We start from the raw sequence: 22,252 nt of genomic DNA on the forward strand, positions 1-22,252 counted from the left end.
ATGCGTCTTTCTTGTTCATTCCCGGGACGGTACCGGAATTTCCAATATTTCACCGGTGCTTTTGATTTTGGTGTTCACTGTGCATCGAAAGGTAACTTCTGGGTAAAGCTCATCCCAATTTATATTCTTCCACTCTTTATAGCTGATGCTGTTGCGGACTTGTTTACCGAGACCGACATTGTCTGCCCGTTTGTCTTTCATGATATCCACCATGTCCTCCATTTTGTTAGAGATATACTTGGAAATACCCTGTTCAATAGTAATGATATCCTTATGATTATCTAAAAGTACATTTCCCGTATACTCCATAATATCTCCCTTGACTTCTAGACACAGCTCAACCACAAATCCCCCGCTTCGTTTTCGCCACACTTTAAATTTCTTATCGCTGCTAACCGTGCCCAGCATAACAGCACCATCTGAATCGTTCTGATCGAGCTTGATATAAATTTCACCCTGTCTGTATTTGCCCCGAGACATGGCAAACAGCATATTATAGTCCGCGCTTAACTTACCGACATATTTGTCATCCTTAAACAAGGCAAGACCGTCAACAATCACATTGTCTCCTTTTTTCCGTACAATAGGAGCGACCGGATCGATCCCGTCATCCAGATAATCTCTTGTAAATTGATATATGTTTACCTGCGGAATGTTTTGATTTTTCCAATTCTTCTCCAATAGATGGTCAACATATTGGCTGGTATTGGGGTGATTAGGGAATTGACTTCTTAATAATTCCTCTACAGAGCCATTCACGACCGTTATTTTAACCCGGGGTGATATCGAAGGATCCCGCACCAAATTTTCGATCAGCTTGCGGATTCCCTGACTGGCCACATCCATACTGTACATCGTGTTTCGGAGCTGTCCGGATACAATATTCCGGCTGGTCTGTCTGGAAAGCTTGATTTTAGCTTCCTTGCTAGTTTCTGCTTCTGCTGTAATCAGCTCCTGTTTAACTTCACTTCCTCCTTCTCCCTGGTTAATAATGGCCGCGGTTACGTTCAGCTTTTGTTCATCATCAAGGTCATAACCAATGGTATGATCAATGGCCAGCTTTTCCAGAATTCTTTGGCTTTTGTTGCAGCCAGTCATTTGAAGAGCCATGCCAATAAGCATTACACATACAATGAGCAGCTTTAAGACTCGCTTAGACACGGCTCTTCACCCCCATTCGCCCTTGAATCAGCAGAAGCAGAATGAGAAATATAGGGAAAGCAAATGAAAAAGCCACTTCGCCATAGCTCAATATCTTGAGCCATAATTCCAGTTCATACAGCGTGTCTGGTAAAATCGAGAGCAGGAAAGTGATAAAGACGATAAACAATGCCATTACATTGCGGTTCGCTTTGGGAAATACATGATGTACCGCTTCGCCTGCAGACCAAGTGTACATCGTGGAAGTTACCACGACCGTGAACAGCAGGAAGCTGAATAACATGTTCTCCAATCTTTCCACAAAAGGCAGCTGAATATATGCCAGCATGTCCAGCAGCGGGTAAATCATGATTTTCAATTGTCCCAGACTAAAAAAACCGAAGCTGATGAACACAAACGAGAAATAGGTCAACGTCGTCATGAGATTGCCGATTTGGACGGATCTCGTCCACTTCTTGGATCTGTCAGCGTATGGCATGACAAACAAAATCAGCTCATAACCCACAAAAGCGGCAAACATGTCTACAGCGCCTACGAGCATATCTCTTCCCCCCTTAAACACAAAAGGGGTCATACGTTCAAACTCAAAATCATTCGAAAAAGCAAACAATAAGAACACCATCCATAAGATCAAAAGCGAAAAAACAGTCGCAGCCTTGCTGATATTGTAAATTCCTTTGGTCACGAGAATTAAAACCAGAAGGTTAAAACAGCCCTGCAGCATTAAGGGAGAAGCCGTTGGGAAAGCAATGAGCTGAAATATATGGATGTATTGCTTTCCAACCAAACATCCGATGGCAGCCAGATAAGCAGAAAGTAATAGGTAGATGGGAATAACAATGAATCGTGGAATGGATTTTTCCATGATATCAAAGACCGACATGCCGTTGCCCATCCGGTTGACGATAGAAATCAACACAATATTAATCGCAGCTACACAGCCTAGGATCAAAATGGACAGCCATCCATTCGTACCAAAGTAGACGGCTGCCTTTCTGGACAAACTCAGCGCTGACACGCCTGTTTGAATCATAAATACAAGTAAGGCGATATGGGTCGAATACAGTCTTTCCTTCATAGGACGCCTTCCTTTATCGTTTCATTTTATTACGCACCTTGTTATGAGTCCTTGATTGAGCGGGACGATCCTTCAGCATCCAGAACGGACCCCGGATGAAGCTATCCTTCCAATCCTGAAAATTCAGCGGCGCAATGGGTGTAATATACGAGGAACCCAAACTTGTAAGCTTGGAAAGATGTATCACCAGGATGGATATCCCGATCATGAGCCCAAAATTCCCCCAGATTCCAGCCAAAATAATCAAGAAAAACCGGGCAAAGCGAATGGAGGCACTCATCACATAACTGGGGATGACAAAGGAAGCAATCGCTGATAAAGCCACAGCAATAATCAGAATATTACTCGTAAGCCCTGCCTGTACCGCTGCTTGTCCAATGACGATACCTCCAACAATCCCTATCGTTTGGCCGATTTTACTGGGAAGACGCGCACCTGCCTCACGCAGCAGCTCAATCGTCACCTCCATAAGAAGCGCCTCAAACACAGGTGGAAACGGCACGCGGCTTCGTGATTCGATCAGGGTATATAGTAAATTTTCGGGTATCATCTCATAATGGTAGGTTGTAATGGCTACGTATACCGCTGTAAAGGTAATTGTGATGATAAAGGCGATATATCTCAGAATCCGGGTTGCTGTGCCAATAATCCAGCGTTGATAATAGTCATCCGGAGAGGTGAAAAATTCAAATAGCGATGTTGGACCTGAAATCACCGAAGGACTTTCGTCCATAATGACCGCTACCCTTCCACTCGAAAGCTTGGAAACAATCAAATCAGGACGTTCCGTTGTCAAAAACAAAGGGAAAATCGTATTGGGATAATCATCGATGTGCTGAACAAGCATGTTACTGTCCGTAATGATGTCGACTTCAATATCACGGATCCGCTTAATCATTTCATTCACAAATTCCATATTAACGATCCCGTCAATATACAACACAAACACATCGCTTTTGGCCACTTCTCCCACAGACAGCTGAATGGCCTTTAGATGGGAGCTTTTCAGCTTACGGCGGATTAAGGACAAATTGGTAAATGCAGATTCTGTAAAGGCATCATGGGGACCGATGATGACTGCTTCCGTCTCTGACTGCTCAATGGAGCGGCTGCTTGGACCGTACAGTGATACCAGATAAACCGATGATTCATGAAAAATAGCTGCGTCACCCTTAAGTATCCCCTCAATGATTTCCTTGCTGCTAGAAGATGAGTTGAACCGGGAGTCCTTCAGGAGATGATCCAGTTCATCGGCTTGAACATTCGCAAAAGGCTGAAGAACCTCTCTCTCCATGGCATCCTTGTCAATCAAATGGTCAAAATATACCATATCTGCGGATAACATCGGAAAATTCCGATGAATCAAATCGACACACTGTTCGAACTCATGCAGCACATACTCCAAAGTAATCGGCTTATGTTTTGCCGTCATTCTGCCATCTCCCCCCTTGGAAACATTAGACAAGGTTAGTGTGCATAACAGCTGGAAAAATATACGTTTGCGTTTATCTCTATATCACTTCATTACTTATAAAAAAAAGACCGCAGCAGGGCTGCGATCTTTACATAAGTCAAGTTCTATGCCATTTTATACCGCGGATTCATTCTCCAGTTCCTGTATGGTTTGAATCAGAAACGTTCGGTTGCATTCAAGCAAAGCCAGTCTATGCCGGAAGGAAAGATTCACTCCAATTCCCTCTTCGTGTGAAGGGATCGAGGAGCAGGCCTCAATCAACTGATTCATTTTCTCCAGTTTGATTTTAAGAAGCTCCTTGGCGTCTTTCCGTGAAAGATGATCTATAAACATTAAACCGATCTCTCCTGCCGGAGTTACATTTTCTGCATGGGCCAGAGATGAGCGAAGCAGATCGTAAAAAAGCTCTCTGCCGCGATCCGTGATGGAATAAATTTGTCTGGGCGGCCGGTTACCTTCCTGTTCCACTGTAACATCTACGCATCCTTGTTTATCCAACCGTTTTAAGATAGAATATGCCGTCGCTTTCTTCATATCGGACACTTGTCCCAAATTCCGTTCAATAAAATCATTAATTTGATAACCATGCTGGCTTTGAGTCATTAGCAGACCCAAAACAAGCAGTTCACGTTCATCCATATCAAAGACCCCTTCGATTCTTATGCTACTACTAGTATAGTCATACCTGACTAGAAGGTCAAAAATTTGTTGCTCTAATCCCAGAATGTATAGTCGCTGCCAATAAGAAGAGGAGCCGATGATCAATCGGCTCCTCTTTTAGTTCTTTTTATTCCATTTGGGATTTGGTCAACCATACCTTCATCCGTGAGATAACCTCGTTGATATTTAGCGGTTTGCTCAGATAATCCGAGGCACCAGCCGCCAAACATTTATCTTTATCTTCCTTCATTGCTTTAGCAGTTAACGCAAGGATCGGCAGTTCCGTTAAGTCCAGCGTATTGCGGATATTTTTCATCGTTTGATACCCATCCATTTCAGGCATCATGATGTCCATTAGGATAATGGAAATATCAGGATCAGTTTGCAGGATATCAAGGCATTCATAGCCGTTCTGAGCCGTAAGAACATGCATATTATATCTCTCTAGCGCATTCGCCAAAGCGTAAACATTCCGTATATCATCGTCGACAACAAGCACTTTTTTACCTTCAAAAAGCTCGGTCTCCTCAAGGAACAATGGTTCCTGTTCAACCATGCTTTGTCCTAACGGCTTGCCGCCAGTTTCCTCTGGCTTATAAGACCATGCCGCTTGTGACGCCGCGCCAGGAGCGGCTCCAACAGCCGCTTCGGACTGCATCAGGATCATAGGCGAAACATCAACATGCTCTGTTTCACAAGGCAGATACAACGTAAAGGTGCTGCCGATACCCGGTACACTTTCCACAGTCAGCTCGCCGCCAAGCAGCTTGGCAAATTGCTGGGATATGGACAATCCAAGTCCCGTACCTCCAAATTTCCGCGCTGTCGCACCATCAGCCTGCTTAAAGGCTTCAAATATCATGTTCTGCTTGTCTTCCGAAATTCCGATTCCCGTATCCCTTACAGCAAAAGCGAGCGTTTCTGTCGGAATAGAGAATCCTTTCGTTGTAACCGAATCAAGCTTGTATATATTTAGGCTGACTTCCCCGCGTTCTGTGAATTTGAAAGCGTTCGAGAGCAGATTTCTAATAATCTGATGAAGTCTGAGCTCATCGCTATAAAAAATATCAGGAACATTCGGAGCAATTTCATATCTGAATTGAAGTGATTTGAACTCCGCTGTTTTACCAAAATAACGTTCCATGGACTCCGGTAGTTCAGACATATTCACAGCAGATATTTCAAGCTGGATTTTACCCGCCTCTACCTTGGAAAGATCCAAAATATCATTGATCAGATGAAGAAGGTCTGTGCCCGATGAATTGATCACCGATGCATAATTGGCCTCTTCTTCGGTCAGATTGCCTGTCCGGTTTTCCGCAAGAATCTGGGATAGAATTAACATGCTGTTCAGCGGTGTACGCAGCTCATGAGACATATTCGCCAGGAACTCCGATTTATAATTGGAGCTGGTTTCCAGCTGCCCTGCGTACTTCTCCAGCTCGACCGCAGCATTCTGTGCCTGATCCTTCTGGATTTCCAGCTTTTCATTCATCGATTGCAGCTCATCTGTCTGCATTTGCAGTTCCTCAGACTGTACCTGCAGCTCCTCCGTTTGAACCTGCAGCTCTTCCGACTGTGATTGAAGCTCCTCATTTAAGGTCTGCGATTCCATATAGAGACGCTGGATTTCCATTCGGTTTATAACGCTGTGCATCGTGCCGCTTGCCGTTTCCACCAACTGTTTGAACATCTCCATCTGATGTGCATCCAGCTTGTCCAGCGCTGCAACCTCGACAACTGCCAATGTTGTTCCTTCATATATAAAAGGCGCCACTACCACAAATGAAGGCGCAGTACTGCCAAGCCCCGAAGATATCCGTATGTAATGATCGGGGATATGATCTAATTTAATTATTTTCCGATCTTTGGCACATTGCCCGACCAGGCCTTCTCCCCAGGCAATGGAGTGTTTTGCTGTCTTTTCATTTTGACCCGCATAAGAAGCAGAGATGACAAGCTCTTCATGCTGAGCTGCGTATAATACGACATATGGTACACCGAGTACTGCTGCCAATCGGTCAACGAATTGCTCACTCAGGCTTCTCAAAGTGGATTCATTCTGAAGAAGCGTGGACATCGAAGCGACTTCATCTTTAAGTTCTCCTTGCTTCTGTACGACCTCAAGCAATTCATTGGTCGTGCGTCCGAGATCTGCAATTTCATCATTCGTACGAACCTGTATTCTTGTGTCCAGACTGCCGCCGGCAGCCATTTCTTTAATCGTTCGAGTCACGTCTTTAATAATCGTAACAATGTTTCTTGAGATGGTAACAGCCACCATAATGGAAAGGACTGCAACGATAACCCACAGAATATAAATCGTCGTAATGAGCTTTTCATTACTATCTTCCAAGCTTTGCACTCGCTCGATAGTAAGTGCCTTTTCCGTTGCCAGGAAAGAATTGAACTTGTTACGGATCGAATCCATAGTTTCCTTACCCGGGTCCTTACTAAAAAACTGTTTAACTTCATCTTCCCTGCCGTTTTTCTTCATGTCAATTACGGGTTTACCGGCAGTTTCTATCCATTTTTCTATACTTTGACGGATATCTTTAAGATTCTCCTGCTGAGAAGGATTATCAGTCAATAGCAGGTAGAGATTGTTATAATTCGTTTCCCAGGCAGAACTCGCCTGATTGTAGGGCTCAAGATATGATGAATCTCCGGTTATGGCATATCCCCGCTGACCAGTCTCCATATCGAGGAGCGATTTTTCCACACTGTTTGCCAGATCATGAACCTCTATATCGTGTTGGCTTATAAAATCGGTCTCATGCTGCAGCGATGCAACCCTGTTCGTAACGACGAGCAGAAATACAGCGACACAGATCAATATAAATATATAACCAAGTGTGATCTTCGAGCCAATGTTCAACTTCATCTTCTTTCGCAACTCTAGCCCCCCGTCCCCCTGTATCATCTGAAAGCTTACTGCAATATTTTAGTAGTTGTGATACGAATAATCAACAGTTATGTAATCTATGGCGCAAAACTGCTATATAGAAAGTCTACCACTGTTTTATATGTAAGTATAATTATATCTTCATTATAGTATAGAAAAAACCTGTTCAGGAGAAAGTCCCAAACAGGTTTGTTTTCTGATTCAATGAATGATATGACTAGGCAAGTACCATCCTGTCATCAGATAGCTTATGACCGCTGATTCTTGCAAATTCACCAAGCAGCTCCTCGACCGTCAAACTCTTCTTACGCTGCTCATCAATGTCCAGAATAATCTGTCCTTTGTCCATCATAATCAGACGATTGCCAAGACGGATGGCCTGCTCCATGTTATGCGTGACCATCAACGTTGTCAGCTTCATCTCGCGTACGATAGATTCCGTTAAACGTGTAATCAGCTCGGCACGGGCCGGATCAAGCGCTGCGGTGTGTTCATCCAGCAGCAGGATATCGGGCTGCGTAAAGGTCGCCATCAGCAGACTGAGTGCCTGACGTTCCCCGCCTGACAAAAGGCCGACTTTGGCGCGAAGTCGATTCTCGAGTCCAATACCGAGCCGCTCGAGAGATTCGCGGAACATCTGTCTGCGGCTCGCTTTGATACTCATCTTGAGCCCACGGCGCTTGCCTCTGGCGAAGGCCATCGCCAGATTTTCCTCGATCGTCATATGGGGCGCCGTTCCGGCCATTGGATCCTGAAATACTCTTCCGATCCACCGGCTGCGCTGGTATTCAGGAAGATGGCTGATGATTTTCCCATCAATCATGACGTCACCCGCATCCGGCTTCATGACACCCGAGATGATATTCATGAGGGTAGATTTACCGGCTCCGTTACTGCCGATCAGCGTAATGAAATCTCCGGGACGCAGGTTAACGTTAATATGATTCAATGCGATTTTCTCATCGGGTGAGCCCGGATTAAACAACTTGGATACCTGTTTGATTTCAAGCATGGAGATCACCTCCTGCTGTACTTTTAGGGATAACACCCGTCAGTTCGGCTGTGCGTCTCTTCGCCAGCTTCTTCTGTTTGATCGCCCGGCTTGCGGACGGGAACACCAGTGCAAAGATAACGATAATGGCGGTAATCAGCTTCAAATCCGAAGCATCCAGCCATTCCACCCGAAGCGCGAAGGCTACCACGATACGATAGACGACGGATCCTAATACGACTGCAATCGTTGCATGAATGACGTTCCGAGCACCAAAAATCGCTTCACCGATAATAACGGAAGCCAGACCGATGACGATCATGCCGATTCCCATGCTGCTGTCGGCAAAGCCGGATAACTGAGTGATCAGCGCACCCGACAGAGCAACGAGGCCATTCGCAAGGCTGACTCCGACGATTTTGGTCGTGTCCGTATTGGCGCCTAAACTCCGAATCATCCGGTCATTATCCCCTGTCGCCCGCAGCGCAAGCCCGAGATCCGTATGCAGGAACCAGTTCATAAGCAGCAGAACGATAATCACAAAAAGCGGGATCAAAATCCATGGATTGATATTAAACACAGTATTTTCATCCATGATTGCGACGTTAGGTTTGCCCAGAATCCTCATATTAATGGAATATAGAGCGATCATCATCAATATCCCCGATAACAGCCCGTTAATCTTGCCTTTGGTATGCAGCAGGCCTGTGCATGCACCAGCCGCGACTCCTCCAAGGAAACCTGCGAGGCTTGCAAACCAGGCATTATAACCATGGGAGATCATCACCGCCGCGATCGCACCGCCAGTTGTGAAGCTTCCATCGACGGTTAAATCCGGAAAATCGAGGATCCGATAGGTAATATATACCCCAAGTGCCATCAAAGCATAGAGCAAACCAAGTTCAATCGCACCCAAGAATGAGCTTAACATGATGAATTCCTCCTTATGACATGAAAGGAGTGGACGAAGGATATCGCCACTCCTCTATAACAATTCCCCACTGCTTATTGAATGATATTTTTCTCTTTGTCCTGCACTTCGTTCTTCATTTCATCCGTAACCGTGATGCCTTGTGCCGCAGCCGCTTTCAGGTTTAGAATCAAATCAAGCTTCTCCTGCATGGTCACTTTCATATCTCCTGGATTTTTACCATTCTTCAGAATGTCTACAGCCATTTGGCCAACCTGGTAACCATGGTCATAGTATTTGAAGCCCACCGTTGCAAAAGCGCCTTTTTCGACCGTATCACGGTCACTCGAGAAGAATGGGATATGATTTTCATTAGCTACCTGGATGATTGTATCCACGCCGCTGACCACCATATTATCCAGCGTGATGAAAATGGCATCCGCACGTCCTACCAGCGATTGTGCAGCCTGCTTCACTTCCGACGTGTTGGTCACAGCCGCCTTCACCAGTTTGATGTTATGTTTACTCAAGGCATCCTCAGCGTTTTTGGACATGACGACCGCGTTTTGTTCGCCTTCGTTAATGACAAGCCCGACTGATTTGACGTTCGGGAAGTTTTTCGCTACAAAATCCATCAGCTTCTGCACCGCTTCCGGATTCGTATCGGATACACCGGACACGTTACCTCCCGGCTTGTCGAGATTCGTCACGATTTTGGCATCGAGCGGATCCGTTACAGCTGCGAACAGGACAGGCTTGTCTTTAATCTGCTTGACGATGGCTTGTGCCGAAGGCGTCGCGATCGCGAGCACCAAATCATCCTTGTTCGAAGCTATCGTCTGAGCGATCGACAGGTTGTTGGTCTGATCGTTCTGCGCGTTCTTGTAATCCACCTTCAGGTTGTCGCCTTCAGTAATGCCCGCATCTTTCAGTGCCGCCAAGAATCCTTCACGTGTTGCATCCAGCGAAGGATGTTCCACGATTTGAGAAATAGCGATTTTGTACGATTTCTTCTCTGTCTGATTCCCCGATCCTTCAGCCTCCGTTTTCTTGCCCTCTGAATTGCCGCAGCCAGCCGCTGCCGTAACCAGGAGCGCTGACATTACGACCGATAACAATAATTTTTTCTTCAACATCAAAGCCCCCTCCAAAATTTTCCTCTACATTGCTTTTGTGTTCGAAAGCGTTAAAGCATACGGATAAAAAAAAGAAGTGCCACTTTCTGTATAGAAATGGAATCATTCTATACTAGCGATTGATTATTCATAATCATATATGGGCACTCCTGCATCCGTCAATTGGTATCCGACAAAAAAATATAAATCTTTCATTTGGAACAAATTAGGAAATAATTCAAAGTTTCCGAGCAATATCCCGCTTCTCCAGCTGCTTAACCAATTCCTTCAATTCAACCGCTTCCATGCTCGGAATTTTCATATCATAGAATTCAAACGGAAAAGTGCTTGTCATCTCATTGGGTACGATCACCGTGTGCAGACCCGCTCTTTTGGCAGCCTTAAAACCGTTGAGGGAATCCTCAAAAGAAACAGCTTCCTCAGGCCTCACTTCTAATTTTTGCAAGGATAAGAGATACAGCTCCGGATCCGGTTTAACCTGCTGCACCAAATCCGCCGTATTGATCGAATCGAAATAGCCATGCAGATCAAATCTCGTCAGATAGGGTTCAATCCAGTTAAAGTAGGAGCTGGAGGCCAGTCCGATTTTAAGCCCCATGACTCTGGCCTCTTTCAAGTAATTCACTACACCGGGTCTTGGTTGTATATGCTGAAGCAGCTCACGATACTGCACATTGACTTGCTCACGGATGACTTCATATTCTACTGAATGCTGTAAAATCTCCACCAGATATGTATAAGGGTTAAAAACATCAAAGGAGGTACCTACACACTGAGCATACATTTCCAGCGGCAATTCTTTGCCGTATTCTCCATACACCTTGCAAAAGGCGTGGTATGCCGGCGTTTCCGTATCTACCATTAATCCGTCAAAATCAAAAATGACTGCCTTGATCAATTTGCTCACCTTTTCGTTGTTGTATTTGGGTTTTAAGATGCGATGCCTATTGACTGCGTTTCTTGCGGAGCGTCCGGTCGGGATCACGTACAAAACCATACTGTTCGTATAGTCCATGGGCATCTGCGGTTACCAGGATCCCGTGCAGATGCCCGAATCTCTCATCGTTTGTGACAGCTTCAACCAGTTGTTTACCGAGGCCTCGTCCACGGTAGGTTTCATCAATGATCACATCGCACATGTAATACATGGTTACCAAATCCGTAACGACCCTGGCAAAGCCAATCTGCACATCTCCATCATAGACTCCAAAACAGATAGAGTTATCAATGGAAGTGCGGATCAATTCCGCTGGTCTATTCTTCGCCCAGTAGCTCCCTTTCAGAAAAGCAATAATCCGATCCATCTGAAGCAGTTCCTTGCGGTCGCTGATCCATATCCCCTGATCTCCGAGCAGCATAAACCCACTCCCTCCGTTTTTTTCGGTTATGAAAAAATTCTCCGTACAGGGATGAATTCCTCTTTTTCGAACAGCGGTACAAGCTCAAACAGACCGGACGCAGCTGCGCCCGGCCAGGATCGAGTCATATATAAACGTTAAGCTATACTCGAGTAATTTGTACCTGATGACGCAGCTGCTCAAACACTTCAGGATCTATTTGTCCCGCCTGATCAGTCATCGCATTGGAGGTACCGGCAGCCGATGCCACGGCGAGTCCTTCTTCAAGCGACAATCCCTTAGCCAATGATACAGCCATCCCCGCGACAAAAGAATCACCGCAGCCTACTGTGTTTACAACCTTCACTTTTGGCGTCGTTACGCGGTAACAGCTTTCCTTTATTGCAGCCAACGAGCCGGCTCCACCCAATGAAACGGTAATCCGGTCCATCTGATATTTTTGCAGCAGCGTTTCTACCGCTTTTTGCAGAGCTGCTTCATCAGCAACCTCAATGCCAAGCAGCCCAGCCACTTCCTCTTCATTCGGCTTGATCATATCCGGCTTTGCTTCCAAACCTAAACGCAAAGCGTCTCCGCTGGCATCCAAAATGACATATGCTCCAGCTTCCTTGGCAATGGTAACCAAATTCACATAAAAATCTTTCGGAACGCCAGCCGGCAAGCTGCCGCTGAAGCAGACGATCTTGGATTGTGATGCAAGGCTGCGTATTTTCTCTTCCATTTCCTGCAGAGCAGCGTCGTTAACGGTCGGACCCGGCTCCAGCAGTTCCGTAGAAGTACCATTCGCTTCGTCCAGAATATTCAGGCAAATTCTCGATTCTCCTTCAACGGATACAAAATCATGAGCAATCCCCATTTGGGTTAATTGCTGTCTGATGATCTCTCCATTCATGCCGCCCACAAAACCGGTTGCTGTTACAGGTACTCCCAGCTGAGATATAACCTTTGCCACATTGATTCCCTTACCGCCCGGTGCGGCATGAAAATGCTGTACCCGTGAAACCTTGCCCAGCGGAAACGAAGGAAGATAATATGTCTTATCGATGGCTGCATTCAATGTTACGGTCGTGATCATAAGTCTCCTGTCATCCAATCCCTAGCTTATGTAAGTGAGCGTGCATCTGCATTTATGACCCGGGGAAGGTCTTGGTTCTCCATGCTCACCAACTGCTATGTCTTCTCGGTGTCCCCTGCATCCATCCCTCAAAATCCGGCAGAGCCTTCTTCAGGGCTCATGGACCCACCGGCAATACCCAAAGTATACCTGCACTCCCTGGATTGCACAACGCTGCTTGGCTATGTCGGCAGGAAATTTATTTTCAATATTTTCTCCCAAACCTCTTAAACAGACTTCAAGAACGCTTCCACTTTTTCAATTGAAGGCAAAGAACCTGTCCCGCCTACCCCTTGCGTGGAAATAGCTCCGCTCGCATTGGCGAACTTCACCATATCCAGTCCGCGCAGGCCGCTGCGGAAAGCAAAGATCAGCCCTGCGTTAAAGGCATCTCCCGCTCCTGTCGTGTCTATCGGAGTAACCTTGTACGACGGGACCATCTCAGACTCTTCACCCGGCCTAATGAGCATGGCACCCTTGCTTCCGCATTTCACCGCTACAGTATTAACGCCTTCCGGAAGTTTTCCTGCTGCTTCCTCCACGTTGTTTGCCTGATAAATATGCATGATTTCCTCTTCACTCGGAATGAATAGATCGGTATGCGGCAGCAGGCGGTCAATCCCATCCCGGTGCCATATCTGATGAACATCCCAGCCTGTATCGAATGAAGTCGTGACTCCTTGATTGCGAAGCCGGGCAAATAACGCTTCCCAATGGGGACGCATGCCATCCTGCAGGAAATAGGAGCCAAAATGGACATGTTCTGCGTCACTCAGAATCTCCTCAGGAAGGTCCTCCGGTTTAAGCAGCGGAATGCTGCCTGGATAAGTCATCAGCCCCCGGTCGCTTGGTGTTGAAAAGGACAAGGTAACCCCGGTTTTAAGTTGAGGATTCTGAATCACATGTTTGGTACTCACCTGCATCCGCTCCAGCTCTTTCACGCAGAACCGGCCAAAATCATCTTCCCCGACAACGCTGACAAAATGTACTTCCGCACCCAGTCCGGCCAGCGCACAAGCAGTAATGGCCGACGATGATCCAAGAACGATATCAAAGGAATCAATCAGCTTTTCCCGGTTCCATTCCGGCATCAGATCTGTTCCCGACAAAATCACATCCACATTCAGCTCGCCGATAACGACTATTTTCACAGCTCTATCCCCTTTCATCGTGTATTCATTATTTCATATTTGGTATGTAGGCTCTCTCTTCATAGAGTTCTTCAAATATGTCTTTGATTTTCGCCAGATTCCGATGCGAAATATCCGAGATATCTCATGGCATCCGGACGCAGTAAATCTCTTTGCAGACGTCTACAACTTTTGCATGAGTTTGCATGCCAGTTCCAAGCGTTTTGCATCTATATCTACGAGAGCATTCGTTCCTCCATACTGACCTTCTACAACAATTCAAATCTCAGTTATGTGTTTCTGCCCCCTTTTTATATTTAATTTAGATATCATTCTACAGGCAAATTGTATTCCTCGTTTTTTGCAATGTCAACCGTGTTTTTGGATGCTATTTGCCGCAAATTCATTTAAATATTATTTGCTAATTGCATTATATTTTTCATTTGACCTCCAAACCGATATACCTTAACATTAATAAATACATACTTAACCATTAGGGAGTTTTCACATCCTTGTACGTAAAAAAGTTCGTTCACATGATATAAAAATATCAGAATGATGAGAGATTTAATTTGCGGCAAAATATTTTTTTCAAAAAGGCGGTCAAACCATGGCTACACTGAAGGACATCGCGGATATTGTCGGCGTATCGGTATCTACCGTTTCACGCGTGCTTTCCAATGAAACCAACCGCTCCGTGAACTCAGAAACCAAAAAGAAAATATGGGATACAGCTCATGAAATCGGATATCAGATCAAAAGTTCAGCAGCCGGAGCATCCCAAACGAAACTTGTAGGATGTATCGTTTCCACCCTGCAAAATCGCCGTTACCATCCCTATTTCTCGGTAATTTTGGACGGAATTGATCAAGAGCTTGCCAAAAATGGCTATAAGCTTGCTTTTTCATATACGCAGGATGAGCTTGTAAAACCGGAAGTGCTGAAATCAGCGCTTCACGACAGCAAAATCGAAGGCATCATCCTGATCGAAGGCATAGATGAGACGATTAATCGCCAAATCCGCAAGTACGGCTGTGCCGTTGTTGGAATTGACGTGCCGGACAGCAGTATTCCTACCATTTCTTATGATCGTGTACATGCGGCCCGCACTGCCGTTTCGCATTTAACACAGCAAGGACATCGGGATATTCTCTTTATTGGGGGAACCGGTTTATCTGGCAAAATGGAACGCGAGAAACGTTTTCGAGGTTACAAGCAAGCGCTGGAAGAGAAAGGAATTCCCTATCACCCGGGACGAATCTTGAATGCTGAGTGGGAACCTGATCAGGCCTATCGGATGATGCTGTCTTACCTGGAAGAGCATCATGCGGATCTTCCAACAGCTGTATTTGCAGCTAGTGATATCATGGCCATGGCAGCGATGCGGGCGATTTCAGAAAAAGGCTACCGAATCCCGCAGGATTTCGCAGTCATCGGTTTCGATGATAATGAACCTTCCCGGTATACCGTTCCTCCGTTGTCGACCATTCATATTCCGACCTTTGAAATCGGGGCTATCGCTGTCAAAGCACTGCTGCAGACAATCCGTGATCCATACCCGCTTCCAGTAAATATTTCCGTTCCTTTCGAGCCGAAATTCCGTCCATCCAGTGATTGGAAAGTGAATAGATAGGCATAGTCAAAAGGGCATTCCCTCAGGTCCAGCGACCAAGGCAACGCCCTTTTGACTATGCAATATTACAAATTCACCGCATCCAAATGACGGCGGCAGTTGTACAAATCACAGACCCACTCTTCATTCAGCTGACGAACCAGGGTGACAGAGGTATTATGCAAATGCTCCCTTTCCTGCATATTCGGAACCAGTGCCGGCAGAAGCGCCGAGATCAAGGCCCCGTGGCTCACCACCAACACCCGCTGCTCCGGATAATGAAGGCAAATCTCCCGGATAACATCCTCTCCGCGCAAGATCATGGATTCATCCGTTTCAATTCCCAGCTCCATTTCGCTCCAATCCTCACCCCACATGCGGATTCTTTCGTCTTCCGTCGTGCCTTCCATTTTCCCGCAAGCCATTTCCCGCAAACGCTCATCCACATAAAGAGGAATATTCAGCGCATTTGCTATCGTTTCCGCAGTTTCTTTTGCACGCAATAAGTCACTCGCATAAACAGCATCCCACTTTTCATTCTTGAAACGCTCCGCCAAAGCCCGGGCTTGGGCACGCCCTGTATCGTTCAATGGCACGTCCGTTTGTCCTTGAGCTCTTCTCGCCACATTCCAATCGGTAATACCATGTCTTACCCAGCCAATCGTTGTCATAAGTATCCTCCTGTACGAAGTTTATGTATAAAAACTCATATGATCTTTATCTGCTCTGTAATAGTCCATGCGATCCTGCAGACTTCCGGTGTGAAGTTCAAATGTATGGCCGTCGGGATCAAGGAAATAAACCGAGCGTTTATCTCTATCATCCCGTTCCCGGCCAGGCAAGATGTGAACGTTCATTTCCTTAAGCCTCAGATACCACGGATCAAATTCTTCTTCTGTAACTGTAAAAGCGATATGGGTGTAGTTCCGTGGCAGATGGCCGCGTTCTACGTCTTCCTCATTTAACGCAATCCATAAGCCGTCCAGGTCAAAATAAGCCAGCTTCCTCCCTGTCACAAGCAGCTTCGCACCAAATACATTCTTGTAAAAGGATATTGATCTATCCAGGTTAGAAACCGAGAAACAAAAATGATTGATTCCCTGTAATTTCAATGCGTCTGCTCCCTTCACGGCTTCGTCAATCCAAATATGTCGTACTACGTTTCATCGTCACAGTGGACTCCCGCACGATCAGCCTTGGTTCAAACTGGATCTTCTCGTATACGCCATTTACATTTTCACGTATTCGTTTTAGAAGCAGTTCCGTGGCCAGCCTGGACACTTCCACCCCCATAATGGACACGGAGCTGATCTGAGGTGACGTGATGGTCGTCCAAATATTATTGTCAATACCAACCACCGCAACATCCTCCGGGACCCTCACCCCCAGCTCCTTAAAACGGTTGATCAAACCGATTGCCACCATATCGTTACCGGCATATACCGCATCCGGCATGTTTTTCAGACTTTTGAAGTAGTCCGCAGCCTTGGCTCCCGTGTTCAAGGAAAAATCCTCCCCAAAATATACCAGGGAAACATCCACTTGGTTTAACGAGTTTACATAAGCATTATATCGTTCCTCAATAATATCCCGAGGGGCTCCCGCGTAGGCAATCCGGTTGCGGCCTATGCTGACCAAATGTTCCATTGCCAGCCGCCCTTCCTGTTGGGACAAGCAGACCACATCCGCTTTGATATCAGGCGTGAGCTTTTTGCCATAATTAATGACAGAGATGGGTACCGGAGATTTATTGACCAGCTCCACGAAACTTTTCGGGTAAGCCAGCGGTAGAATAATCAATCCATCGACATGCAGTTTTTTGACATCACGAATGGTCTCCAGCTCGATTTGACCAATGCCTGAAGTGTTGATGTTTACAACACGGTACCCGTGCTGCTTGGCAGCCTGTTCCACGGACCATGCGATTTCAGGCACGAATGCATTCCGGATATCTGGAACAGCAAGTGCGATCTGGTTCGTATTCCGAACTTTCAGGCTTTGTGCTGCAATGTTTGGAATGAATCCAAGCTCTTCAATGGCTTGAAGTACCTTGGCTTTTGTTTTCTCACTGATGCCGCCTGAATTGTTAATAGCTCTGGATACCGTCGCGATACCGACTCCAGCCTTTTTCGCCACATCTTCAATGGTTACTTTTGAGTTGTTTGACAAGCCGCCCAAATCCCTTTCTTTCATGGAATCGTTTCCCGTTTGTTATGAATTTTACAATCTATATTTATATTATACCATTAAAGGTTTTTTCGATAAATCCGGCCTGGCTCCTCCTATTACAGTAAGCGGTATCAATCCTTTATATCAGCACTTTATATCTCACATATTAATTCAAATTTGAATTTGACAATCCCGTGAAGATGTGACATATTAGTTTTCGGAAACGTTTCCTTAATATGAGCTAAAAAAGCTCATCTGATCATAATCAGGATTCAATCTACGAACTGGAGATGACTTGTATGAAAGCACTTAGATGGCATGGACAAAAAGATTTACGTCTGGATCACATTGAAGAACCCGCTGCTTCGAAAGGCAAAGTAAAAATCAGAGTAGAATGGTGCGGCATTTGCGGCAGCGACCTGCACGAATATACTTCCGGCCCGATCTTCATTCCACAGGCAGCTCCTCATCCACTGACGGGCGAAAAAGCCCCGATCGTTATGGGACATGAATTTTCCGGACAGGTTGTTGAAATCGGAGAAGATGTAACCAAAGTAAGCGTAGGCGACCGTGTTGTCGTTGAACCGATCTATGCATGCGGCGAATGTGAAGCCTGCCAGCAGGGCAAATATAATCTTTGCAATAAAATGGGATTCCTTGGCCTTGCCGGCGGCGGTGGTGGATTCTCAAGCTTCGTAGCTGCAGATGAGGTGATGGTCCATAAAATCCCTGATTCCGTTTCTTACGAACAAGGTGCTCTTGTGGAACCGTCCGCAGTAGCTCTTCATGCCGTTCGTTCCAGCAAATTAAAAGTAGGCGACAAGGCAGTCGTTTTCGGAACAGGTCCTATTGGTCTGCTCGTGATCGAGGCCCTGAAGGCTTCTGGAGCATCCGAAATTTATGCGGTAGAATTGTCCCCTGAACGTAAGCAAAAAGCAGCCGAGCTCGGTGCCATTGTGATCGATCCGAAGGAATTTGACGCTGTGAAGGAAATTCATAAGCTTACAAATGGCGGTGTAGATGTAGCTTATGAAGTGACGGGTGTCCCTCCAGTCCTCACACAAGCTCTGGCGTCAACCAAAATGGGTGGAGAACTCATGATCGTCAGCATCTTTGAAAAAGAAGCTCCGATTCATCCGAACAATGTTGTCATGATGGAGCGTACGATTAAAGGCATTATCGGATATCGTGATGTATTCCCTGCTGTGATCAGCCTGATGGATAAAGGCTATTTCCCTGCCGAGAAGCTCGTGACTAAACGGATCCAGTTGGATGATGTTCTTTCTGAAGGCTTTGACACGCTTCTGAAAGAAAAAAATCAAGTTAAGATCCTCGTTAAACCGGAATAATTCAGATTATCCCATCATTTTCTATCTATCCAGTTTCATCTTCCTATGGCAAAGCCGGATTCTCTTCACAGAGAAATCCGGCTCTTTTTTATGGATATTAGAATCGAATTCGGATGCATAAGCTCCATCAATATTATACTTGACAAATAAATATTTGTGTGTTATAATATAATATTTTACCTTTGACTTATACTTTTTACGGCGCTATGATAGTACCTGCTCAATGAAATCAATGATATAAATAATGGAGGGTGCTACATGAACCAAGCAAATCGGGCAAGTCAAATTCACATGCTGGATATTTCCTCAATCATCATGGGTAAAGTTGATACCATCCACCCCACAATCATTCATGATGATGAACATGCCATTCTGATTGATACCGGTTATCCCGGCCAAATCTCCAAATTCACTGAGGTTTTGGAACGACATGGACTTGGGATTCAAGATTTGACGAAGGTCATTTTGACGCATCAGGATATCGACCATATTGGCAGCCTGCCAGCTATGCTGGAACAGAGCGAACATCCAATTGAGGTACTGGCCAGTGCGGAGGAGAAGCCATTTATTGAGGGGGACGTGATGATTCTTAAGATTACTCCCGAAGCGCTCGCCGCTGCGGAAGCCATGATCCCCGCTAATGTTCCCGAGCAATGGAAACAGGCTTTTCTCTCGACATTAAAAAATCCGCCAAAATCACCCGTAAACCGAGTGATTCATGACGGAGAAGTCCTTCCTGTGTGCGGTGGCATTGAAGTAATTGCTACGCCAGGGCACACTCCCGGGCATATCAGTCTTTATCACATTCCCAGTAAAACACTTATCGCGGCCGATGCGCTTCGCGTCGTTGATGGCCGTCTTTGCGGACCTGACCCTGAACAAACGCTGAATATGGCTCAGGCTTTGGAATCCGTCAAAAAATTAGCGTCTTATGATGCTCAAACCGTCATCTGCTATCACGGCGGGTTATTCCAGGATAACGTTTCTCAAACGATTCAGGAGCTTGCATACAACTAATACAGCTCAAGTAGACAAAGTTAACTTTTATTTCATGACCTTCATAACATTCGCACCGCTATGAAACCGTTCGAAGGCCTGCTGCATTTTCAGTAAGTAAGCCGGATCCTGACTGGAGCATGCGAAACGGATATCCCCGCTGCCTTGATTTCCGAGGATCTCCTTCTCAACAAGCACATGACGGAGTCTGCGGATGGTACCGCGGCTACCATCAATAATTTCGATATGATCCGGCAGAATCCGGCTTAGCAGCGGCTTATAAAATGGAAAATGGGTGCAGCCCAGGACCAGCGTTCCATAATCATTCAAATGATAAGGCGCTAATTTCTCGTTAAAATAGGCTGTCATCACCTCGGGATCAAACTGCATAGCCTCGCAGTATGTCACCAGTTCAGGCAACGGGAGTGAATCCACAATACTGTGGTCGTCTACCCGGGATACCAGCTGCGTATATTTTGACTGATGAAGTGTCAGTGGGGTTGCCGCCACCAAAACTCTTTTCCCTGTTTCACGGTTCATCTCAACGGCCGGCTTGACTGCCGGTTCCATTCCGATAATCGGAAAGCTGTATTCCTGACGCAGCTCTTCAGCCGCTGCACTGGTTGCGGTATTGCATGCTATCACCAGCGCTTTGATATCCTCTTTTAAAATTTGATCCAGCGACTCACGCACAAAGTCCTGCACCTGCTCCTTAGTTTTCGTGCCGTAAGGTACATGAAGTGTGTCGGCAAAAAATAAAAAGTCCTCTTTGGGCAGCTGCTTCACGGCTTCAGAAAGTACGGTTAATCCGCCTAACCCTGAATCAAAAAGCGCAATTCGCATGTTGTTCACCTGATTTTTCATAGATTCATTACAAAAAAAATGTATATTCCCTTATATGATGAAAACCAAATTATTGCCAAAAGTCAAGAGACAGGGCCATGGAAAAATAATACACCGTCCTCTGGTTCCTTGAATCCATCCTTAATATCAGGAAATTCGGCCGTTTATCCTTCCCGTTGGATCATGCAGGCAAATTCAGTTTCCTGACCGTGTACCGGCGAAGTAAAGACGCAAGTTTGCTTAAAGCCAGCATTCTCATAGGTTCGAATCGCACGTTGGTTAAAGGTGGCAACGACCAGGCGAATTCCTTTTTCAGGTAAGCTGCGCTTGACGTATGCTATCCCCTCCTCAACAAAACGGATTCCATGCCCCTGTCCGGTAAGCTCCGGTTTCATCCCCAGGCCGAAATCCACCAAGGAATCCTCTTCATAAATCCCTGCATCATAGCCGCCCGGGACGCGCGCCGAAATACCGGTACAATAAAATCCGATCAGACTTCCTTCTGCATCTCTTGCAGAAACATAATCTCCATTCATTAAATCGGCAATATCTTCTTCGCTTCCATCCATGCTGTATAAATCATACGGCTCCGGGTACCTCCAAGTCGCGATCACAACTGCATCCTCACGTTTCATACTGCTCACTCGTTCCATTACTTCTGCACAACCTCTTCCTTTTTATAATATTGTACGGTTTGCCTTCTCCTGAAGTAATGTCTGACCCAATCCTCGGTCAATAAAATTAGCCGATACCCGCTTGATACCAAGCTCCTTCGCCCATACCGAGAACTGGCCGATATGATGGATTTCATGGGCGATCACATGACGGAGCACTTCCCCGTACATGAGCGGCTCCGTACGCCAAGATACGCGAACAACGGTACTCTCCTTGCTTGCATCTGCATTCGAAAGAATGTCCTGTATTTGTTTACGGCAGCTTTCCGACAGATCCTTTACTGCCTCCAGAGTTTGATAATCTTCATAGAGAGGTTCCCAGTCCTCCAGCCCTTCGATGGCTCTGATCCAGCTGAGCTCCACGTCCGCAATATGGAAAAACGTCTTCAGGATCGATCCGACACCTCCTGTTCTTTCCTTTATCAGTTCATCGGTTGAGAGCTGGCTGTATACTTCAAACCATTCATCTCGGACCTGCCAGTTATATTCAAACCATGATTTCATGAAATTTCTCCTTTTTTATATAAAATGAACTAAAGTCTTACCCTACCTCTCCTTGATTACATCCGGCATACAGGCGAGACGCTTTCCCTTTCTTTAGTTCAATTTATGTAGCTGATACTACTTAAAAATATATTCCGGATTTCCACAATCTGACTGTGCTAATTTCTGATCCATTGTATGCCGCTGCA

Annotated in this window: 21 protein-coding genes; 3 read left to right on the forward strand and 18 right to left on the reverse strand. The window is 45.8% G+C overall.

Annotated features, from left to right (window positions below; all coding sequences use genetic code 11):
• Window positions 1-15: 15 nt before the first annotated feature.
• The 12 genes from KJS65_RS11055 to KJS65_RS11110 all read right to left on the reverse strand — a co-directional run bounded on the left by KJS65_RS11055 (window position 16) and on the right by KJS65_RS11110 (window position 13,938).
• Window positions 16-1,161: a Ger(x)C family spore germination protein gene (locus KJS65_RS11055; protein ID WP_213649864.1), complete on the reverse strand. Its 1,146-nt coding sequence runs from the start codon at window positions 1,159-1,161 to the stop codon at window positions 16-18.
• The gene (locus KJS65_RS11060) at window positions 1,154-2,239 is read right to left on the reverse strand and encodes a GerAB/ArcD/ProY family transporter (RefSeq protein ID WP_213649865.1); all 1,086 of its coding nucleotides are present in this window, start codon (window positions 2,237-2,239) and stop codon (window positions 1,154-1,156) included. The genes KJS65_RS11055 and KJS65_RS11060 overlap by 8 nt, the downstream gene beginning before the upstream one ends.
• 13 nt (window positions 2,240-2,252) lie before the next feature.
• Window positions 2,253-3,671 carry a spore germination protein gene (locus tag KJS65_RS11065; protein ID WP_213649866.1) on the reverse strand — a complete coding sequence of 473 codons (1,419 nt, stop codon included), beginning with the start codon at window positions 3,669-3,671 and terminating at the stop codon, window positions 2,253-2,255.
• 156 nt (window positions 3,672-3,827) lie between these two features.
• Window positions 3,828-4,352 carry a PadR family transcriptional regulator gene (locus KJS65_RS11070; protein ID WP_213649867.1) on the reverse strand — a complete coding sequence of 175 codons (525 nt, stop codon included), beginning with the start codon at window positions 4,350-4,352 and terminating at the stop codon, window positions 3,828-3,830.
• Window positions 4,353-4,500: 148 nt separating this feature from the next.
• Window positions 4,501-7,269: a CHASE3 domain-containing protein gene (locus KJS65_RS11075; protein ID WP_213649868.1), complete on the reverse strand. Its 2,769-nt coding sequence runs from the start codon at window positions 7,267-7,269 to the stop codon at window positions 4,501-4,503.
• 226 nt (window positions 7,270-7,495) lie between these two features.
• Complete coding sequence (locus KJS65_RS11080) at window positions 7,496-8,290, reverse strand: ABC transporter ATP-binding protein (RefSeq protein WP_213649869.1); 795 nt, start codon at window positions 8,288-8,290, stop codon at window positions 7,496-7,498.
• The gene (locus tag KJS65_RS11085; RefSeq protein WP_213649870.1) at window positions 8,283-9,200 is read right to left on the reverse strand and encodes an ABC transporter permease; all 918 of its coding nucleotides are present in this window, start codon (window positions 9,198-9,200) and stop codon (window positions 8,283-8,285) included. The genes KJS65_RS11080 and KJS65_RS11085 overlap by 8 nt, the downstream gene beginning before the upstream one ends.
• 74 nt (window positions 9,201-9,274) lie before the next feature.
• Entirely contained in the window at window positions 9,275-10,315 is a 1,041-nt protein-coding gene (locus KJS65_RS11090) for an ABC transporter substrate-binding protein (RefSeq protein WP_213649871.1), read from the reverse strand.
• 217 nt (window positions 10,316-10,532) lie between these two features.
• Window positions 10,533-11,213, reverse strand: coding sequence for an HAD family hydrolase (locus KJS65_RS11095; protein WP_213649872.1), 681 nt, complete (start codon window positions 11,211-11,213; stop codon window positions 10,533-10,535).
• Between the two features lie 46 nt (window positions 11,214-11,259).
• Window positions 11,260-11,673, reverse strand: coding sequence for a GNAT family N-acetyltransferase (locus tag KJS65_RS11100; RefSeq protein ID WP_213649873.1), 414 nt, complete (start codon window positions 11,671-11,673; stop codon window positions 11,260-11,262).
• A gap of 142 nt (window positions 11,674-11,815) precedes the next feature.
• Entirely contained in the window at window positions 11,816-12,748 is a 933-nt protein-coding gene (pfkB, locus tag KJS65_RS11105; protein WP_213649874.1) for a 1-phosphofructokinase, read from the reverse strand.
• Between the two features lie 266 nt (window positions 12,749-13,014).
• Window positions 13,015-13,938: a carbohydrate kinase family protein gene (locus tag KJS65_RS11110; protein ID WP_244864482.1), complete on the reverse strand. Its 924-nt coding sequence runs from the start codon at window positions 13,936-13,938 to the stop codon at window positions 13,015-13,017.
• A gap of 589 nt (window positions 13,939-14,527) precedes the next feature.
• Between KJS65_RS11110 and KJS65_RS11115 the strand changes: the two genes are divergently transcribed.
• Window positions 14,528-15,550: a LacI family DNA-binding transcriptional regulator gene (locus KJS65_RS11115; RefSeq protein WP_213649876.1), complete on the forward strand. Its 1,023-nt coding sequence runs from the start codon at window positions 14,528-14,530 to the stop codon at window positions 15,548-15,550.
• A 65-nt stretch (window positions 15,551-15,615) separates the two neighbouring features.
• Here the strand turns inward: KJS65_RS11115 and KJS65_RS11120 are convergent, their stop codons facing one another.
• Genes KJS65_RS11120 through KJS65_RS11130 form a run of 3 tightly spaced genes read right to left on the reverse strand, consistent with a single transcriptional unit; the run spans window position 15,616 to window position 17,722 of the window.
• On the reverse strand, window positions 15,616-16,200 hold the full coding sequence (locus KJS65_RS11120; protein ID WP_213649877.1) for a histidine phosphatase family protein: 585 nt from the start codon (window positions 16,198-16,200) through the stop codon (window positions 15,616-15,618).
• Between the two features lie 21 nt (window positions 16,201-16,221).
• The gene (gene fosB, locus KJS65_RS11125; protein ID WP_213649878.1) at window positions 16,222-16,641 is read right to left on the reverse strand and encodes a metallothiol transferase FosB; all 420 of its coding nucleotides are present in this window, start codon (window positions 16,639-16,641) and stop codon (window positions 16,222-16,224) included.
• Between the two features lie 25 nt (window positions 16,642-16,666).
• Window positions 16,667-17,722, reverse strand: coding sequence for a LacI family DNA-binding transcriptional regulator (locus KJS65_RS11130; RefSeq protein WP_374706151.1), 1,056 nt, complete (start codon window positions 17,720-17,722; stop codon window positions 16,667-16,669).
• A 275-nt stretch (window positions 17,723-17,997) separates the two neighbouring features.
• Here KJS65_RS11130 and KJS65_RS11135 point away from each other — a divergent pair, with 275 nt between their 5' ends.
• Together KJS65_RS11135 and KJS65_RS11140 are read left to right on the forward strand one after the other, a co-directional pair.
• Entirely contained in the window at window positions 17,998-19,047 is a 1,050-nt protein-coding gene (locus tag KJS65_RS11135) for a 2,3-butanediol dehydrogenase (RefSeq protein WP_213649879.1), read from the forward strand.
• A 258-nt stretch (window positions 19,048-19,305) separates the two neighbouring features.
• Window positions 19,306-20,064, forward strand: a complete 759-nt coding sequence (locus tag KJS65_RS11140) for an MBL fold metallo-hydrolase (RefSeq protein ID WP_244864483.1) — start codon at window positions 19,306-19,308, stop codon at window positions 20,062-20,064.
• 27 nt (window positions 20,065-20,091) lie between these two features.
• On the opposite strand, the gene murI is transcribed toward KJS65_RS11140, so the two are convergent.
• The 3 genes from murI to KJS65_RS11155 all read right to left on the reverse strand — a co-directional run bounded on the left by murI (window position 20,092) and on the right by KJS65_RS11155 (window position 22,064).
• On the reverse strand, window positions 20,092-20,886 hold the full coding sequence (gene murI, locus KJS65_RS11145) for a glutamate racemase (protein ID WP_213649880.1): 795 nt from the start codon (window positions 20,884-20,886) through the stop codon (window positions 20,092-20,094).
• A 164-nt stretch (window positions 20,887-21,050) separates the two neighbouring features.
• Window positions 21,051-21,521 carry a GNAT family N-acetyltransferase gene (locus tag KJS65_RS11150; RefSeq protein WP_244864575.1) on the reverse strand — a complete coding sequence of 157 codons (471 nt, stop codon included), beginning with the start codon at window positions 21,519-21,521 and terminating at the stop codon, window positions 21,051-21,053.
• Between the two features lie 42 nt (window positions 21,522-21,563).
• A complete protein-coding gene (locus tag KJS65_RS11155) occupies window positions 21,564-22,064 on the reverse strand; it encodes a DinB family protein (RefSeq protein ID WP_213649882.1) in 501 nt (166 codons plus the stop codon).
• Window positions 22,065-22,252: the final 188 nt, after the last annotated feature.

It is taken from the genome of Paenibacillus sp. J23TS9 (assembly GCF_018403225.1).
Lineage (GTDB): Bacteria > Bacillota > Bacilli > Paenibacillales > Paenibacillaceae > Paenibacillus_AQ.

Coding starts and splice junctions, on each gene's coding strand:
- KJS65_RS11080 (WP_213649869.1), bottom strand. CDS start 8,290: ATGCTTGAAATCAAACAGGTATCCAAGTTGTTTAATCCGGGCTCACCC.
- KJS65_RS11130 (WP_374706151.1), bottom strand. CDS start 17,722: ATGAAAGAAAGGGATTTGGGCGGCTTGTCAAACAACTCAAAAGTAACC.
- KJS65_RS11115 (WP_213649876.1), top strand. CDS start 14,528: ATGGCTACACTGAAGGACATCGCGGATATTGTCGGCGTATCGGTATCT.
- pfkB (WP_213649874.1), bottom strand. CDS start 12,748: ATGATCACGACCGTAACATTGAATGCAGCCATCGATAAGACATATTAT.
- KJS65_RS11120 (WP_213649877.1), bottom strand. CDS start 16,200: ATGACAACGATTGGCTGGGTAAGACATGGTATTACCGATTGGAATGTG.
- KJS65_RS11140 (WP_244864483.1), top strand. CDS start 19,306: ATGAACCAAGCAAATCGGGCAAGTCAAATTCACATGCTGGATATTTCC.
- KJS65_RS11150 (WP_244864575.1), bottom strand. CDS start 21,521: ATGAAACGTGAGGATGCAGTTGTGATCGCGACTTGGAGGTACCCGGAG.
- KJS65_RS11100 (WP_213649873.1), bottom strand. CDS start 11,673: ATGCTGCTCGGAGATCAGGGGATATGGATCAGCGACCGCAAGGAACTG.
- KJS65_RS11155 (WP_213649882.1), bottom strand. CDS start 22,064: ATGAAATCATGGTTTGAATATAACTGGCAGGTCCGAGATGAATGGTTT.
- KJS65_RS11065 (WP_213649866.1), bottom strand. CDS start 3,671: ATGACGGCAAAACATAAGCCGATTACTTTGGAGTATGTGCTGCATGAG.
- KJS65_RS11085 (WP_213649870.1), bottom strand. CDS start 9,200: ATGTTAAGCTCATTCTTGGGTGCGATTGAACTTGGTTTGCTCTATGCT.
- murI (WP_213649880.1), bottom strand. CDS start 20,886: ATGCGAATTGCGCTTTTTGATTCAGGGTTAGGCGGATTAACCGTACTT.
- KJS65_RS11070 (WP_213649867.1), bottom strand. CDS start 4,352: ATGGATGAACGTGAACTGCTTGTTTTGGGTCTGCTAATGACTCAAAGC.
- KJS65_RS11060 (WP_213649865.1), bottom strand. CDS start 2,239: ATGAAGGAAAGACTGTATTCGACCCATATCGCCTTACTTGTATTTATG.
- KJS65_RS11135 (WP_213649879.1), top strand. CDS start 17,998: ATGAAAGCACTTAGATGGCATGGACAAAAAGATTTACGTCTGGATCAC.
- KJS65_RS11090 (WP_213649871.1), bottom strand. CDS start 10,315: ATGTTGAAGAAAAAATTATTGTTATCGGTCGTAATGTCAGCGCTCCTG.